15 protein-coding genes are annotated in these 15851 nt (G+C 71.5%); 13 read left to right on the top strand and 2 right to left on the bottom strand.

Translation table 11 applies throughout. The annotated features are described in order from the left end of the window. Nucleotides 1–86: 86 nt before the first annotated feature. Nucleotides 87–1418 (bottom strand): mannosyltransferase family protein, encoded by a 1332-nt coding sequence (locus ACZ4N4_RS31685; RefSeq protein WP_467595225.1) that lies wholly within the window; start codon nucleotides 1416–1418, stop codon nucleotides 87–89. 260 nt (nucleotides 1419–1678) lie between these two features. Between ACZ4N4_RS31685 and ACZ4N4_RS31690 the strand changes: the two genes are divergently transcribed. Continuing rightward, nucleotides 1679–3286 carry an MFS transporter gene (locus ACZ4N4_RS31690; RefSeq protein ID WP_467595228.1) on the top strand — a complete coding sequence of 536 codons (1608 nt, stop codon included), beginning with the start codon at nucleotides 1679–1681 and terminating at the stop codon, nucleotides 3284–3286. Nucleotides 3287–3387: 101 nt separating this feature from the next. After that, nucleotides 3388–4581 carry an acyl-CoA dehydrogenase family protein gene (locus ACZ4N4_RS31695; RefSeq protein WP_453574816.1) on the top strand — a complete coding sequence of 398 codons (1194 nt, stop codon included), beginning with the start codon at nucleotides 3388–3390 and terminating at the stop codon, nucleotides 4579–4581. Nucleotides 4582–4618: 37 nt separating this feature from the next. On the opposite strand, the gene ACZ4N4_RS31700 is transcribed toward ACZ4N4_RS31695, so the two are convergent. Next, entirely contained in the window at nucleotides 4619–5059 is a 441-nt protein-coding gene (locus tag ACZ4N4_RS31700; protein ID WP_351699550.1) for a cell division protein SepF, read from the bottom strand. Nucleotides 5060–5948: 889 nt separating this feature from the next. Between ACZ4N4_RS31700 and ACZ4N4_RS31705 the strand changes: the two genes are divergently transcribed. The 11 genes from ACZ4N4_RS31705 (at nucleotide 5949) to ACZ4N4_RS31755 (ending at nucleotide 15845) form a co-directional block, all read left to right on the top strand. Next, the gene (locus tag ACZ4N4_RS31705; protein WP_467595230.1) at nucleotides 5949–6113 is read left to right on the top strand and encodes a hypothetical protein; all 165 of its coding nucleotides are present in this window, start codon (nucleotides 5949–5951) and stop codon (nucleotides 6111–6113) included. Beyond that, complete coding sequence (locus ACZ4N4_RS31710) at nucleotides 6110–7867, top strand: FAD/NAD(P)-binding protein (RefSeq protein ID WP_467595233.1); 1758 nt, start codon at nucleotides 6110–6112, stop codon at nucleotides 7865–7867. Before ACZ4N4_RS31705 ends, ACZ4N4_RS31710 begins: the two co-directional genes overlap by 4 nt. Nucleotides 7868–7903: 36 nt before the next feature. Further along, nucleotides 7904–8035 (top strand): hypothetical protein, encoded by a 132-nt coding sequence (locus ACZ4N4_RS31715; RefSeq protein WP_453574822.1) that lies wholly within the window; start codon nucleotides 7904–7906, stop codon nucleotides 8033–8035. After that, complete coding sequence (locus tag ACZ4N4_RS31720; RefSeq protein ID WP_467595237.1) at nucleotides 8032–8190, top strand: amino acid ABC transporter ATP-binding protein; 159 nt, start codon at nucleotides 8032–8034, stop codon at nucleotides 8188–8190. Before ACZ4N4_RS31715 ends, ACZ4N4_RS31720 begins: the two co-directional genes overlap by 4 nt. A 22-nt stretch (nucleotides 8191–8212) precedes the next feature. Next, complete coding sequence (locus ACZ4N4_RS31725) at nucleotides 8213–9028, top strand: LLM class flavin-dependent oxidoreductase (protein ID WP_467595240.1); 816 nt, start codon at nucleotides 8213–8215, stop codon at nucleotides 9026–9028. Between the two features lie 93 nt (nucleotides 9029–9121). Then, nucleotides 9122–9898: a DUF1684 domain-containing protein gene (locus ACZ4N4_RS31730; RefSeq protein WP_467595243.1), complete on the top strand. Its 777-nt coding sequence runs from the start codon at nucleotides 9122–9124 to the stop codon at nucleotides 9896–9898. A gap of 250 nt (nucleotides 9899–10148) precedes the next feature. Beyond that, complete coding sequence (locus ACZ4N4_RS31735) at nucleotides 10149–11048, top strand: S1 family peptidase (RefSeq protein WP_453574830.1); 900 nt, start codon at nucleotides 10149–10151, stop codon at nucleotides 11046–11048. A gap of 123 nt (nucleotides 11049–11171) precedes the next feature. After that, complete coding sequence (locus tag ACZ4N4_RS31740; protein WP_467595247.1) at nucleotides 11172–12020, top strand: slipin family protein; 849 nt, start codon at nucleotides 11172–11174, stop codon at nucleotides 12018–12020. A gap of 232 nt (nucleotides 12021–12252) precedes the next feature. Continuing rightward, nucleotides 12253–13332: a S1 family peptidase gene (locus tag ACZ4N4_RS31745; protein ID WP_467595249.1), complete on the top strand. Its 1080-nt coding sequence runs from the start codon at nucleotides 12253–12255 to the stop codon at nucleotides 13330–13332. Nucleotides 13333–13521: 189 nt separating this feature from the next. Continuing rightward, nucleotides 13522–15600, top strand: coding sequence for an ATP-binding SpoIIE family protein phosphatase (locus tag ACZ4N4_RS31750; protein WP_467595252.1), 2079 nt, complete (start codon nucleotides 13522–13524; stop codon nucleotides 15598–15600). 68 nt (nucleotides 15601–15668) lie between these two features. Next, nucleotides 15669–15845: a hypothetical protein gene (locus ACZ4N4_RS31755; RefSeq protein ID WP_453574837.1), complete on the top strand. Its 177-nt coding sequence runs from the start codon at nucleotides 15669–15671 to the stop codon at nucleotides 15843–15845. The last annotated feature ends 6 nt before the right edge of the window (nucleotides 15846–15851 follow it).

Raw genomic sequence — 15851 nt, forward strand, 5'->3', positions numbered from 1 at the left:
GGGCAGCCGTTTTATGGCACTTATGAATTCGTTAACCAAAGCGTGGTGTGGAATCCTCCGACTGCTCACCGTCGCCACGGCGATGATCATGGTGGCCCCGAACCGTTCAGCCAGAACGCGCCATACACCGCCGAGGCCACCGCCACACCTGTGATGACCAGCATCGATCTACGGGTACGCGCCCGGGCGAGGAGCTGGGCAGGCGGCAGCAGTACCGGGAAGGCCGGCATCAGCAGGCGCGGCTTGGAGCCGAAATAGCTCGACGCGCACAGCGCGAGCGCGAGGACGACACCCGTGTAGACCAGCAGGGGAAGTGGTTGCCGCTGCCGGACGCCGATCACGTAGAGCCACAGCAGCAGGCAGACAGCGACGATCAAACCTGCTCCGGCCAGGGCGGACGGAAATGACGCGAACTTGTCGGCGACGAAGCGCGCGAAGGCGTAGCCGCCGTCGAAGCCGTTGCGCCAGCCCGCCTGGACGTCCAGATAGCCGAGCGGGCCCTTGCCGGTGCGATGGCCGACCCACAGGACATAGGCGGCGGCGCCGGCGGGGGCGAGGATCATGCCGAGGACGCGGCGCCAGGGGGGTGCGCCGGAGGCGCGTGCGCTGGTTGCGGTGTACGGGGCGCGTGTCGTGCGCGGGGCGCGTGTTGTCTGGTGCGCGCCGGTCGTTCGTGGAACGCGCCGGGCGCGGGCGGCGCTGGACGGCTCGGGGGCGCGTCCGTCGTCCCGCGCGCCCTGCGCGCGCTTTTCGCCACCGTCGCGCACGCCCCCGCTCCGATCCCGCACGAACGAGACCACCCCCGCCGTCCACACCGCCGCCACGACGGCGAGCCCCACCGGCCGGGTCAGCCCGGCCAGCGCGGCCAGCGTGCCCGCGCTCAGCCAGCGGCCGGTCAGCACGGCGTACAGCGACCAGGCGGCCAGCGCCGTGAAAAGGGACTCGCTGTACGCCATCGACTGCACGATCCCGACCGGCAGCACGGCCCACAGCAGCACCGCGCAGAGGCCGACCCGCGGGCCGTACACGAAGTCGGCGACCGCGAAGATCCCCCAGGCCGCGGCGAGCGAGGCGAGCAGACCGACCGTGAAGCCCGCGCCGGCGTACGACAGGGGCGTGAGCGCGTGCAGCACGCGCTCCAGCCAGGGCAGCAGCGGGAAGAAGGCCAGGTTGGAGTGGACGTCGCCGTTCGGCAGCCGTACCTCGTAGCCGTACCCGTGCTCGGCGACCCGCGTGTACCACAGCGAGTCCCAGCGTGCCGTCAACAAGGTGTACGCGCTCTTGCCGCGCGCCCCGCTCCATACGGCCAGCGCCAGCAGGCCGAGGGCGCGCACGGCGGCGTATCCGAGCAGGGCCGGCGCCGCCCGGCGCGGGGTGGGGGCGCGCGGTACCGCCACGGGCGTTTCAAGATCGGTCACGGGCTCGATTATCGGGGGGGCACGGAACCGGAGGGCGCGCCGTGGCGTGGTGCGAGGCGAGGCCAGTGGCGTACGCCACACGACTTCCGTGGAGCGTGTGAGAGGTCCGCCACGTGCCACCGGAACGAACTCGCGTACGCTGACGTGTCACTCGCGTTCGTATGCGCGGGCCGGAGATCCCGCTCCTCTCCGGCCGTACGACGGGGAGTCCCCGCCCCGTCGATCCGCCGCCCGCGAGGGATCATCTGGGAGGTACGTACATGTCCGGGACGACCACGGCAGCCGTACGGCCGCGCCGTCGGGCGACCGGGGCCGGTGCCGGTGCCAACCGCTGGGTCGTCCTCGTCGTCCTCTGCGTCAGCCTGCTGCTGGTCGCCCTCGACGCGACCGTGCTGCATGTCGCGGTGCCGGCCGTCACCAAGGACCTCAGGCCCGGCGCCATGGAACTGCTCTGGATCGTCGACGTCTACCCGCTGGTCTGCGCCTCGCTGCTGATCCTCTTCGGCACGCTCGGCGACCGCGTGGGCCGGCGGCGCGTCCTGCTCCTCGGGTACGCCCTGTTCGGGGTCGCCTCGGCGGCGGCGGCCGTCGCGCCGACGGCCGAGGCGCTGATCGGTGCCCGGGCGCTGCTCGGCGTCGGCGGTGCGATGATCATGCCGGCGACGCTGTCGATCCTCCGGCAGGTCTTCCCCGACCGCCGTGAACGGGCCCTTGCCATCGGCGTATGGAGCGCGGTGGCGGCGGTCGGCGCGGCCGTCGGGCCGCTGTTGGGCGGCTTCCTGCTCGAACACTTCTGGTGGGGCTCGGTCTTCCTGGTCAACATCCCGTTGATGCTGGTCAGTCTCCCGGTGGGGCGGCTTCTGCTTCCCGAGTCGCGCGGCGACCGCGACGGCCCCTGGGACGTCGTGGGCGCCCTGATGGCGGCGGCCGGACTCTTCGGTGTGGTGTTCGCCGTGAAGCGGCTGGGCAGCGGCGAACCGGCCGCCGACGCGCTCACGACGGCGCCGCTGGTGCTCGGTGCGCTGCTGCTGTTCCTGTTCGTACGACGGCAACGGCGGCGTACCTACCCGCTGGTCGACCTGAAGATGTTCGCGCGGCCCGCGTTCAGTACGGCGGTGGGCTGCATCGTGCTGGCGATGCTCGCGCTGGTGGGTCTCGAACTGATCGCCGCGCAGTATCTGCAATTGGTGCTGGGCCTCTCGCCGTTGCAGACGGGGCTGCGACTGCTGCCGCTGACGCTCGCCGCGATGGCCGCCGGACTGGCCGGGGCCCGGCTGCTGCGGCGCTTCGGGCCGCGCCGGATGGTGTGTTTCGGCTTCTGCCTGACCGCGGCGGCGGTGCTGACGCTGACCGCGATGGGCGGGGTGGACAACGCGGGCCTGCTGCTGTTCGGCTTCGTGCTCCTCGGCTTCGGCCTGGAGACCACGCTCTTCGGGGCGTACGAGTCGATGCTGAGCGAGGCGCCCGCGGCGCAGGCCGGTGGGGCGGCGGCGATCGGCGAGACCTCGTACCAGCTGGGGGCGGGCATCGGGATCGCGCTCCTCGGCAGCGTGATGAACGCGGCGTACGCGCCGGGGCTGTCCCGGGTGCCCGGGGTGCCGGAGTCGGCGTCCGCCGCGGCCGGGCATTCACTGGGCGAGGCCTACGAGGTCGCCGGACGGCTCGGCGGGCCGACGGGTGCGGCGTTGCGCCGGGCGGCGCGGGACTCCTTCGTGCACGGTTTGCATGTGACGCTGCTGGTGAGCGCGGGACTGCTGTTGCTGGGCGCGGTGATGGCGCTGCGGTTGCCGCGGGCGATGCAGTGCGAGGAGCCGGCGGTGGAGGTCCCGGCCCCCAGAGAGCCCCAGATGTCCCGCGTCTCCGCGTGACCCGACGATCTTCCACGCACTGCCCGTGCGGGTGGGTGGGAGAAGTGGCGGACTCCGCGTAACCTGGTGTAACTAGCGGTGCTAGTTTTGGGAGGGTTTTCATGTCAGCGTCCGGGAAGTTGCCTCCGTTCGATGCCGGTGATCCGCTCGGTATCGACGATCTTCTGGAGCCGGAGGATCTCGCCGTCCGCAAGACCGTGCGGAGCTGGGCGGCGGACCGGGTGCTGCCTTTCGTCGCCGAGTGGTACGAGAGCGGGGAGCTGCCGGGTATCAGGGAGCTCGCCAAGGAGCTGGGCGGCATCGGGGCCCTCGGGATGTCGCTGACCGGGTACGGCTGCGCGGGCGCGTCCGCCGTGCAGTACGGGCTCGCCTGTCTGGAGCTGGAGGCCGCCGACTCGGGCATCCGCTCGCTCGTGTCCGTGCAGGGGTCGCTGGCCATGTACGCGATCCACCGGTTCGGCAGCGAGGCGCAGAAGCAGCGCTGGCTGCCGCCCATGGCCGCCGGTGACGTCATCGGGTGCTTCGGCCTCACCGAGCCCGACCACGGCTCCGACCCGGCCGCCATGCGGACGTACGCCAAGCGCGACGCCGGCGGCGACTGGGTGCTCAACGGGCGGAAGATGTGGATCACCAACGGCTCGGTGGCCGGCGTGGCCGTCGTGTGGGCGCAGAGCGACAACGGGATCCGGGGGTTCGTCGTGCCCACCGACACGCCCGGCTTCTCGGCCCCGGAGATCAAGCACAAGTGGTCGCTTCGGGCGAGCGTCACCAGCGAGCTCGTCCTGGACGACGTACGGCTGCCGGCCGACGCCGTGCTGCCGGCGGTCACCGGCCTCAAGGGCCCGCTCAGCTGTCTGTCGCACGCCCGCTACGGCATCGTCTGGGGCGCCATGGGCGCGGCACGTACCTGCTTCGAGACGGCCGTCGACTACGCGAAGTCGCGGGAGCAGTTCGGCAGGCCCATCGGCGGCTTCCAGCTCACCCAGGCCAAACTCGCCGACATGGCGGTCGAACTGCACAAGGGGATCCTGCTCGCCCATCACCTGGGGCGGCGGATGGATGCCGGCCGCCTGCGTCCCGAGCAGGTCAGCTTCGGCAAGCTCAACAACGTACGAGAGGCGATCGAGATCTGCCGTACGGCACGGACGATCCTCGGGGCGAACGGGATCTCGCTGGAGTATCCCGTGATGCGGCACGCGACCAACCTCGAGTCGGTGCTCACCTACGAGGGCACCGTCGAGATGCACCAGCTCGTGCTGGGCAAGGCGCTCACCGGGCTCGACGCCTTCCGGTGACCCCTGCGCGGGGGCAGGGCCGGCGAGCGGCCCTGCCTCAGCTCTGGTTGAAGAAACCGTCCTCCCGGCGCGAGGCCGGTTCACCGTTGACGATCTCCGTGTTGGCGGGGGAGAGCAGGAAGACCCGGTTGGACACCCGGTCGATCGAACCCCGGAGGCCGAAGATCAGCCCGGCCGCGAAGTCGACGACCCGCTTGGCGTCGCCGGCCTCCATGGCCGTGAGGTTCACGATGACCGGCACGCCCTCGCGGAAGAGCTCGCCGATCGCGCGGGCGTCCCGGAAGCTGTCCGGGGTGACCGTGCCGATCCGGCGGCCCTTCTCCTCGGCGGTGTCCGAGGCCACCTTGACCCGCGGGTCGGTGACCCAGGCATCCCCGGGCTGCTCGGTCCCTTCGGAGTAGTCGTCGTCGTAGTAGCGCTCGTCATCGTTGTCGTCGACGAGGCCAAGCCAGGCACTCGCCTTGCGTACCGATCCCATGGACGCCTCCTCTCACAGCGGTCTTTCATGCTTCCGCATCCCTATGGTCGTCCATGATGCGGATGCCGCGCCAAGTGGATAGACGCCGCGCGGGGGGTTTGTGACGGTACTGGTGCAGAGCGAATACGTCGAGAGCCCAAGTGTGCCAAGGGCCGTAGCCCGCACGGCTGCTGACTGTGAGTGAAATATGATTGTTCCGGGCGTATGGGTGATGAGCGGTGCGTCCGGGTGAACCGGCGGCGGGTGCCGAACCGACAGTAGGCCGATACGACAGCGCAGCTCAGCGTCGTATCAGCCCTGACGTACCGTCAGTTATTCGGTCCGGCGGGGAGATCCGGAAGGTGCCGGCCGCCGACGCGGTCGTCCCCCGCTTCTTCGGAATTCGGTCGTACGTACCGGCGGTGACGAGTTTGTTCACAGCCGCCTGGACGTCGTCGAGCGATTTCCTGAAATCAGCAGGCGTGCGGAGCGCGGGGTGCGAGGAGAGGGGGTGCGCGAGGGGAGGGGTGCGCGTGTGAAGGCGAAGCGAGGAGTGCGAGGGAGAACGCGAAGAGTCCCCGCCGTGGGCGGGGCGCGCAGTGGGTCAGCTCAACAGGAACAGGACCACACGCGACCGAAGTCGATGTGGGAGCGGGTGACCAGCCACTGCTGTGGATGCATGGGCCAAGTGGAACAGGTCTCCGGTTTTCCGTCAACTGTCTTGAGACGCGCTGCTCACAGTCTGGACACCCTTGACAGAGTGGGGAAACGGCCCCGTAGAGTCGACGGACGGCCCTGCTGAGGGGCTCGGCCGTAAGAGCGCCGCCCAGCGGCGTTCCGTGTGAAGGCACTCGCCGCACCACCGTGCGCGCGTCCACCGTGTTCGATCGATCCGCCACGGAGCCTTCGCATGTCACCCGACACCCTCGCCCCAGCCTCCACCGTCTCCGGCATACCCGGGCGTGCGGACGTCCTGAGAACCGTCCCGCGGCGCCGGTACGGGGGGTGGGCGGCCCCCGTCGCCGACCGCTTCACCTCGGACTCCGTCCTGAACGGCACGGGGACGGCACGATGAGGCCCCAGCTGGTGATCGTGGGGGCCGGTCCGCGGGGGACCGGGCTCCTCGAGCGCATCGCTGCCAACGCGCCCGAGCTGTACGCCGGTTCGGGCCTCGACATCCATCTGGTCGACCCGCATCCACCGGGCGCCGGCCGTATCTGGCGGGCCGCCCAGTCGCCGCTGCTGTGGATGAACTCGCACGCCGAGGACGTCACCATGTTCACCGACGAGACGGTGCGGATGACCGGCCCGGTGCGCGAGGGCCCGACCCTGCACGAGTGGGCGGGCCTGGACGGCTCCACCTTCGCCGACCGGCAGATCCAGGGCCGGTATCTGCGGCACGTCTACGACCACGCCGTGGCCGACCTGCCCGAGGGCGTCACGGTGCACCACCACCCCCGCCGTGCCCTGCGGGTGAGCGGGCCACGCGAGGGGCGCCAGCAGGTCTGGCTGGAGGGCCGCCCGCGCCCGCTCCTCGCCGACCTCGTGATCCTCGCCCTCGGCCACCTGGACGCCGAACTCGACCCCGAGCAGACCACTCTGGCCGCGTACGCCGACACGCACGGCCTGGTCCACCTGCCGCCGGACTTCACCGCCGACAGCGACCTGTCCGCACTGCGCCCCGGCGAACCGGTGCTGGTGCGGGGGTTCGGGCTCGCCTTCGTCGACCTGATGGTGCTGCTCACGGAGGGCCGGGGCGGACGCTACGACGGTGACACCTACATGCCGTCCGGACAGGAGCCGGTGCTGTACGTCGGGTCGCGGCGCGGAGTGCCGTACCACTCGAAGATCGGCTACGACTGGACCGGTGAACGCCCGCCGCTGCCCCGGTTCCTCGGACCCGGCGAGGTCGACGAACTGCGCGCCCGGCCGGGCGGGTTCGACTTCCGCCGGGACGTGTGGCCGCTGGTGGAGAAGGAGCTGGGCTTCGCCCACTACCACCGGCTGTTCGCCGTCCATCCCGAGCGGACGGCCGTCGCCTGGCGGGACTTCGAGGAGAAGTACTCCGCCGCCGAGGGGGACACTGAGGTGCGGGCGCTGGTGGCCGCCGCCGTACCGGACCCGGCCGACCGGCTCGACCTCGCGGCGCTGGACCGCCCCCTGGACGGGGTGCGGTACGGCTCGCACGAGGAGTTCCAGGAGGGGCTGCGGGCCTATGTCGAGGACGACCTGAGCCGCCGTCACGACCCGGAGCACAGCCCCGATCTGGCGGTCTTCCTCGGACTGCTCTCCGTCTACGGGCAGTTGGTGCGGCTCGGCGACATCGGGTCCTGGTGGCACGGGTTCTTCAGCTACCTCGCCTCCGGGCCGCCCGGGCCCCGGTTGCGGCAGCTGCTCGCGCTGTCCAGGGCGGGGGTGGTCAGGTTCGTCGGCGCCGGGATGACGGTGACGGCGCGGGACGGGGTGTTCCGGGCGTCCGCGGACACCGTGCCCGGGTTCTCCGTCGAGGCGCGGGCGCTGGTCGAGGCGCGGCTGCCCGAACCGACCGTGCGGCGGGCCCGGGACGCGCTGCTGCGCGAGCTGCAGAGCGACGGGGCCGCCGAGACGCCCGACGGGCTGCTCAGGGTGGACCCCGCCGACGGGCGGGTCCTCGACGAGGGCGGGCGGCCGCACCCCCGGCGGTTCGCGCTCGGGCCGTTCACCGACGGACGTACGCCCGGCGCGTTCACCCGGCCGCGTACCGGAGGGCCCGCGTTCCGGCAGAACGACGCCACGGCGCGGGCGGCACTGGCCTTCCTGCGGGACCTGACGGGCCGGGCCGCCGCCTAGTCCGCCTCCCACCACTTCTCCAGAGGGACTCACTCCATGAGCGTCACGGTCGACATCGGCTCCGTGCACAAGAGATTCGGCCTGCCTGGGCCGGAGGTGCTGAGGCGGCGGACCCGGATCGGGTCCGTGTTCCGGGACGTCCGTCCGGTCGACGAGCCGACGTCATGATCGCCGCGGCGTGCGGGACCGGGTTCGCCCGGCAGGTCGCCGACACCGTTGTCCACCTGGCCGGCGGACGGGCCGCGGAGGCCGGACCCCCGGCGGAGCCGTCGGACGCTCCGCGGGAGGAGCGGACCGGGGCGTCTCCTTCCGAGGTGCTGTGATGCGCGGAGAGGATGGTTTGTCATGACCGGCTCGTACGGCCGGGGGCTGCTGCACCTGGCCGCCGCCGTGGACCAGGTCGGAGTGTTCGACACGGAGCGCTATGTCGAGCTGGTGCGGCTCGCCGAGAGCGGGGGCCTGGACTTCGTCACGCTCGACGGCCGGTTCGGGTGGACGGAGACCGACCCGCTCGCCGTGCTGTCGCACGTGGCCCCGGCCACCCGGCGGATCGGGCTGGTGCCGCTGGTCACCGCCCCGCAGGCCGCCCTCGCCGACCTCGACCAGGTCAGCCGGGGCCGGGCCGGCTGGTGGAGCGACGCGCCGGGACCCTCGCCCGGGCATCCGGTCCGGGTGGCCGACGCCACCGAGGGGGCCGCCCGGCAGACCGCGGCCCGGTACGCCGACGTGGTCCTGGTGCGGGCCGCGAGCTCCGCGCAGGCCGCCGACGTACGCGATGAACTACGGAGCCGGGCACGGGAGTCGGGGCGGGAGCCGGACGCGCTGCGGGTGCTGGTGAGCCTGCTGGTGGATCTGGGGGACGGGGAGCGTGCGGCCGAGCCGGGGCACGGTGGCGGCGGGCCCCGGCAGACCGTGCAGGGGCCGCTGTACCGGGGCGGCCCGGTGGACCTCGCGGAGCTGATCGCCGGCTGGCACGGCGAGGGCGCCGCCGACGGCTTCCACCTGGTCCCCGCCGAACCGCGCCGCGATCTGGAACGGCTGGTCAACGGCACCGTGGCGCTGCTCCAGCACCGCGGGCTGTTCCGCACCTTCTATCCGGGCAGCACCCTGCGCGAGCACCTGGGCCTGGCCCGGCCCGCCGGGCAGTTCGCGGCGCCCTGAAACAACCGGGGGCTCCCGGCTGTTGTCGACGGATCCCGTGCATATGAGAGACATGAGGTAAACCATGCCGAGAGCCAAGGAAGGGCTGATCGTATGACCGAGGACGCGAACGACGACTGGAAGCGCTGGCACGAAGACCGCGTGGAGACCGTGTCGGCCCCTTACGGGCCGCTCGCGCTGACCGGCACCCACTGGGTGGAGGACCACCCGGACGGCCGGCTCCCCGGAGTCCCCGGCGCCTGGACGGTGGACGGCGACACCGTGCTGCTCACCGCGACGGCGGCCGACGGTCTGGCCCTGGACGGCGAGCCCTTCGCCGGTACGGTCCGGCTCGCCGCCGACCGCGAACCGTCGGCCCGGATCACCCTCGGCGAGCGCCGGCTGGTCGTGCTGGTCCGCGAAGGCGTCTGGGGCGTACGGGACTACGACCCGGCCGCCCCGGCCCGCCGCACCTTCCTCGGTATCGACGCCACCCCTTACGACCCGCGCTGGTCGGTGCCGGGCCGCTTCACGCCGTACGACGACCGGCGCACCGTCCGCGTCGACACCGCGGACGGAGTGGAACGCGCGCTCGTGCTCGCCGGGGAACTCGCCTTCACCCTGGCGGACCAGGCCCTGACGCTCCAGGTCGCCGAGCAGACCGACGGCCGGCTGTGGGCGGTGTTCGCCGACGCCTCCAGCGGGGCCGGCAGCTACCGTTTCAGGTTCCTTTATTCGGCCGCCCCGGGCGCCGACGGCACCACCACCGTCGACTTCAACCGGTCGCAGCTGCCGCCCTGCGCCTTCGCGGACCACTTCATCTGCCCCTTCCCGCCGCCGAGGAACAGGCTGGGCCTCGCGGTCGAGGCGGGGGAGCGCATAGTGGCCTGAGGGTTTCGTGGGAATTGTGACCGGGAGTCAACTCGCCCGGACCGCGACGAGATCACACAAAGTCGGCATGGTTCGAACACAGTCGCACGGCCGAAAGGCACTCTTGCGGGTACCGGTCGTTCGCCCGAATACTCCCCCTCAGCGCTTGTCAGGGGCATTACGTGTCCGGAACCCGGACGTCACCCCTGGCTGCGCCTCACGGGCCCCGACCCCACGCGGGCCCCCTGATTCCCCTGGGAGGGAACGAAAAGTGAGGATCAAGCGCACGACCCCCCGCAGCGGTATCTCGAGACGGACCCGGCTGATCGCCGTGGGCACCGGTTTCCTGGCCGCGGCAGCGTTCGCCGTCCCCACCGCGAGCGCGAGTCCCGTCCACACCTTCAGCGCGAGCGAACTGAAGGCCGTGAACAGCTCCGTTCTGAAGGCGGACGTCCCCGGCACCGCCTGGGCCGTCGACAGCAAGAACAACCGTGTCGTCGTCACCGCCGACTCCACGGTCTCCGCCGCCGAGATCGCCAAGATCAAGCAGCAGGCGGGCGCCGACGCCGGCGCGATCACCGTCAAGCGCACCCCCGGCACCTTCAAGAAGCTGATCACCGGCGGCGACGCCATCTACGGCGGCGCCTACCGCTGCTCGCTCGGCTTCAACGTGCACAGCGGCAGCACGTACTACTTCCTGACCGCCGGGCACTGCGGTGAGGTGGCCTCGACCTGGTACAGCAACTCCGGCCACACCACGGTCCTGGGCACCAACGTCAGCTACAGCTTCCCGACCAACGACTTCGCGCTGGTCCGCTACACCAACAGCTCGATCGCGCACCCGAGCGCGGTCGGCAGCCAGACCATCACCAGCGCGGCCACCCCGTCCGTCGGCACGACGGTGTACCGCCGCGGTTCGACCACCGGCACCCACAGCGGCCGGGTCACCGCGCTCAACGCCACCGTCAACTACGGCAGCGGTGACGTCGTCTACGGCATGATCCAGACCACGGTCTGCGCCGAGGGCGGCGACAGCGGCGGCCCGCTCTACGGCGGTTCCGTCGCCTACGGTCTGACCTCCGGCGGCAGCGGCGACTGCACCTCCGGCGGTACGACCTTCTTCCAGCCGGTCACCGAGGCGCTGAGCTACTACGGCGTGAGCGTCGGCTGACGATCCTCCCGGATCCGTTCTCCCAGTGGACCCCCGTACGCAACCGGCGTGCGGGGGCTCCCTTTTGACGGGGTGCCGGAGTTACCGTCGAAGGACCATTGGAGTCACCCCCTGGGGGCCGGCATGGTCGAGGCGCTGGTGGCGGCCGGAGCCGCTCTCGTGTCCGTCGGAGCGGTCTACGCACTGGCCGCGGCACGGGTCGTCAGACAGTACGAGCGAGGCGTGGTGTTCCGCCTCGGCCGGCTCCGACCAGAGGTGCGCGAGCCAGGGTTCACCATGATCGTCCCGTTCGTGGACCGGCTCCAGAAGGTCAACATGCAGATCGTCACGATGCCCGTGCCGGCGCAGGAGGGCATCACCCGGGACAACGTGACCGTCCGCGTCGACGCCGTCGTCTACTTCAAGGTGACCGCGCCCGCCGAGGCGATCGTCCGGGTCGAGGACTACCGGTTCGCGGTCTCGCAGATGGCGCAGACCTCGCTGCGGTCCATCATCGGCAAGAGCGAGCTGGACGACCTGCTGTCGAACCGCGAAAAGCTCAACCAGGGGCTCGAGTTGATGATCGACAGTCCGGCCGTGGAGTGGGGCGTCACCATCGACCGCGTCGAGATCAAGGACGTCTCGCTGCCCGAGACCATGAAGCGGTCCATGGCCCGGCAGGCCGAGGCCGACCGGGAGCGCCGGGCCCGGGTCATCAACGCCGACGCCGAACTGCAGGCGTCCAAGAAGCTCGCGGAGGCGGCCAAGGAGATGTCGGAGCAGCCCGCCGCGCTCCAGCTGCGGCTGCTGCAGACGGTGGTGGCGGTCGCCGCCGAGAAGAACTCGACGCTGGTGCTGCCGTTCCCGGTGGAACTGCTGCGGTTCCTGGAGCGGGCCCAGCAGCAACTGCCGCCGGGGGCCGACGGGTCCGCGGCGCACGGGGCCAAGAGCGAGGCCGGTGAGCCTGGAGGGGCGCATTCCGGCCAGGGGTGAGGGTTACTCTCCGCCGAAGGTTACTCGCCCGTAGTGTTTGCAGTGCGAATCCTCCTGGCGTGACCGTGAACGGCCCGGGCACAGGGGGCGCACAACATCCGCGCACGCGCGTCCTGAAGTCGACCTTGTGTGCCCCCTGTGGGTGTCGGAATAGTAGGCGCCCGTCAACCAGCCTTCCGGCCCCCGAGGTCCCCACAACCTTTCGGGTCGACCCCCCACAGGAGGACATGAGTTGAAGCACCGACGCATACCCAGGCGCCGGGCGGCCCTCGCGGGCGCGGGAGTAGCCGCGCTCGTCGCCGCCGGAGTGACCTTCCAGAGTGCGAACGCCAGCGAGCCCGCGAAGCCCGCCGCCCCGCGGATCCTGTCCGCGCCGGCGGCCGGAAAGCTCGCCTCGACGCTCGCCGCCGACCTCGGCACCGACGCGGCCGGCACGTACTACGACGCCAGGACGAAGAACCTCGTCGTCAACGTGCTCGACGACACCGCCGCGGGGACCGTCGAGGCGGCCGGGGCCAAGGCGAGACTCGTCGCCAACTCCCTCGCCGAACTCGACGGCGCACGGACCACGCTGAAGCGGGACGCCACCATCCCCGGCACCTCGTGGGCCACCGACCCGGTCACCAACAAGGTCGTCGTCACCGCCGACAAGACGGTCGCCGGGACCGCGCTGAGCAAGCTCACCAAGGTCGTCGACGGACTCGGCGAGAAGGTCGAACTGCGGCACTCGAAGGGAGAGTTCAAACCCTTCGTCGCCGGCGGTGACGCGATCAGCGGATCCGGCGGGCGCTGCTCGCTCGGCTTCAACGTGGTCAAGGGCGGCGAGCCGTACTTCCTGACCGCCGGGCACTGCACCGACGCCATCTCCAGCTGGTCGGACTCCTCCGGCAACGTGATCGGCCAGAACGCCCAGTCCAGCTTCCCGGGCAATGACTTCGGTCTGGTCAAGTACACCTCCGCGGCGGACCACCCGAGCGAGGTCGACCTCTACAACGGCTCCACTCAGAAGATCACGGGCGCGGCCGAGGCGACCGTGGGCATGAAGGTGACCCGCAGCGGCTCCACCACCCAGGTCCACGACGGCACGGTCACCGGGCTCAACGCCACCGTGAACTACTCGGAGGGCACGGTGAGCGGGCTCATCCAGACCGACGTGTGCGCCGAGCCGGGCGACAGCGGCGGCTCGCTCTTCTCGGGCAGCAACGCGATCGGCCTGACCTCGGGCGGCAGCGGTGACTGCACCTCCGGCGGGGAGACGTTCTTCCAGCCGGTGACGGAGGCGCTGTCGGCCACCGGCACCCAGATCGGCTGACCCGCGCCGAATCCCCGAGCTGCCCCGCCCCCGTCCGAGGGGCGGGGCAGCTCCGTGTCGTACGCCGGGCGGCGTCGGCCGGAGGCGGGCGCCAGCCGGGACAGCGCTGTCGTGCACACGTCACGGTGGCCGGGCGAGGGAGCGGCTCACCGGTGCTCGGTGCAGGCTGGACTAGGGAGGTGGGTTGCCGTGGCGCACAACGAAGCCGTCTCGCCGGGCAAGGGTGCCGTAGTACTGGAAGCGCTGTTCCACCAGTCGCCCACCGGCCTGCTGATCCTGGACACGGAGCTGCGCATCCTGCGGCTCAACCTCACCAGACCGGATCTGCACGGAGCGCCCAATGACCGGATCGTGGGCCGGTACATCACCGACGTGTACGACCTTTCCGCGCCCGGTGAGGTGGAGGCGATGCTGCACGGCGTGCTGAAGAGCGGCGAGCCGGTGCGGGGGCGACTCGTGGGGGTCCGGCGGAAGGGCGCAACGGGGCCGGAGTACCTGTTCTCCGTCTCGGCGTCCCGTCTGGAGGACGCACAGGGGAAGGTCTGGGGCGTGCTCACGGAGATGCTCGATGTCACCGAGTGCGAAAGGATCGGTCTCCGTATGCGGGTCCTCGGCTCCGTGCGCGAGCACGTGGGACGGACCCTCGACGTGGTCGCCACCTGCGAGGAACTGGCACAGGCCGTGGTACCGGACCTCGCCGACATCATCGTGGTGGAAGTGGTGGACGCCGTGATACGCGGCGAGGAACCTCCGCTGAGCCCGCTGGGACCGGAGGTGCCGCTGCGCCGTGCCGCCTACCGTCACAGCGGCGCCGAGGAGCAGATCCAGGCACATCCGGTGGGCGACGTACGCGCCCTGCCTTTCCCCACGCCCTACGCCCAGACGCTGACCGACCTCAAGCCCCGCCTCGTCGCCCTGGACTGCGACACGCCCTGGCTGGCGGCCGACCCGCCCCGCGCCAAGGCGATCCGCGCCTCCGGTGCCCGCCTGCTCATCACGGCACCCCTGACCGTGCGCGGAACCGTGCTGGGACTGCTGAGCCTGTACCGCACCGAGCATTCCGACGTCTACGACCAGGGCGATGTCACCCTCGCCCTCGAAGTGGCCGCTCACACCGCGCTGTGCATCGACAACGCGCGCCGCTACACCCGCGAACACACCATCGCCCTGACGGTCCAGCGGCACCTGCTGCCACCCCAGCCCGCGCCGCGGAGCACCGTCGAGACCGCGTACCTGCATGTGCCGTCCGAGGTGGGCGGGGGCGGCGGGTTCGACACCTTCGCCCTGTCCGGTGCCCGCACCGCGATGGTGGTCGGCGAAGTCGCAGGCGAAGGCATCCACGCGGCCATCACCATGGGACAGATGCGGACCGCCGTCCACTCCCTGGCCGCTCTCGACCTGGAGCCCGACGAGCTCCTCGCCCGCCTCAACGACACGGCCCTCAGCCTCGCCGAGGAACGCCTGGCGCTGCCGCCCGGTGACCCGGTGCCCCTGACCGGAAGCTGTCTGTACGCGGTCCACGATCCGTTCGCCCAGACCTGCACCGTCGCCCTGGCCGGGCACCCTCCACCCGTCATCGCCCATCCCGACGGGACCACCGAGATCCTGGACATGCCGAGCGGACCTCCCCTGGGCAGCGCCGCGGGCCCGCCCTTCGCCGCCACCACGATTTCCGTCGCCGACGGCGGCGTCCTCGCCTTCTACACCCCGGCCCTGCTGCACGCCTCACCGGCCCCGGACACCCTGCGACGGGTGCTGGCCCACCCCGGGCGGCCGCTGCAGGACCTGTGCGACGACGTGCTCTACCGGCTGCGGACCGACAGCCGTCAAAGCGACGTCATCCTCCTCCTCGCCCGCGCCCATCCCTTCCCCGCCGACCAGGTCGCCACCTGGCACCTCGGCCACCACCCCAAGGCCGTCGCCACGGCCCGCAGCCAGGCCCGCCACCAGCTCGTGCGGTGGAACGTCGACGAGGAGACCGCCTACACCACCGAAATGATCGTCAGCGAGCTGGTCACCAACGCCGTCCGCTACGGTGCCCCGCCCGCCCGGCTGCAGCTCATCAAGGACCGCACCCTCACCTGCGAAGTCCACGACAGCAACTCCCTTGCGCCGCGGCTGCGCCATGCGAAGACCGCCGACGAAGGGGGACGCGGTCTGTTCATCGTCGCGCAGCTCGCACAGAACTGGGGCGTCCGCCATACGCCCGACGGCAAGACCGTGTGGGCCGAACAGACCCTCCCCTCCCCGGAGCGCCGTCGCCAGTGACCGTGGACCGTGCACCGCCGGTTCGCGCCGTCGGCGGGTCACGCCGGTCTGAGCCGGGCGTTGTCGCGGTGTTGCGGGCCGCGCGGCCCGCAGCCGATGCCCGCGCCGATGCTGCCGCCGGCCACGACCTCGGCGGGGGCGTCGCAGGGACCTTCCAGGTGCGCGGCACCGCCAGGACCCCGGCCGAGGCCGTCGGCCCGGACCCGGACGACGGCGGCCGGCCCGGCGAGCAGCTCGCCGGGTAAACGCGT

The sequence above is a fragment of the Streptomyces sp. NPDC026538 genome, assembly GCF_055567535.1.

What these genes read in the sequence shown, in the direction of transcription:
- ACZ4N4_RS31690 (WP_467595228.1), top strand. Translation starts at nt 1,679, where the DNA reads ATGTCCGGGACGACCACGGCAGCCGTACGGCCGCGCCGTCGGGCGACC.
- ACZ4N4_RS31695 (WP_453574816.1), top strand. Translation starts at nt 3,388, where the DNA reads ATGTCAGCGTCCGGGAAGTTGCCTCCGTTCGATGCCGGTGATCCGCTC.
- ACZ4N4_RS31700 (WP_351699550.1), bottom strand. Translation starts at nt 5,059, where the DNA reads ATGGGATCGGTACGCAAGGCGAGTGCCTGGCTTGGCCTCGTCGACGAC.
- ACZ4N4_RS31705 (WP_467595230.1), top strand. Translation starts at nt 5,949, where the DNA reads ATGTCACCCGACACCCTCGCCCCAGCCTCCACCGTCTCCGGCATACCC.
- ACZ4N4_RS31710 (WP_467595233.1), top strand. Translation starts at nt 6,110, where the DNA reads ATGAGGCCCCAGCTGGTGATCGTGGGGGCCGGTCCGCGGGGGACCGGG.
- ACZ4N4_RS31715 (WP_453574822.1), top strand. Translation starts at nt 7,904, where the DNA reads ATGAGCGTCACGGTCGACATCGGCTCCGTGCACAAGAGATTCGGCCTG.
- ACZ4N4_RS31720 (WP_467595237.1), top strand. Translation starts at nt 8,032, where the DNA reads ATGATCGCCGCGGCGTGCGGGACCGGGTTCGCCCGGCAGGTCGCCGAC.
- ACZ4N4_RS31725 (WP_467595240.1), top strand. Translation starts at nt 8,213, where the DNA reads ATGACCGGCTCGTACGGCCGGGGGCTGCTGCACCTGGCCGCCGCCGTG.
- ACZ4N4_RS31730 (WP_467595243.1), top strand. Translation starts at nt 9,122, where the DNA reads ATGACCGAGGACGCGAACGACGACTGGAAGCGCTGGCACGAAGACCGC.
- ACZ4N4_RS31740 (WP_467595247.1), top strand. Translation starts at nt 11,172, where the DNA reads ATGGTCGAGGCGCTGGTGGCGGCCGGAGCCGCTCTCGTGTCCGTCGGA.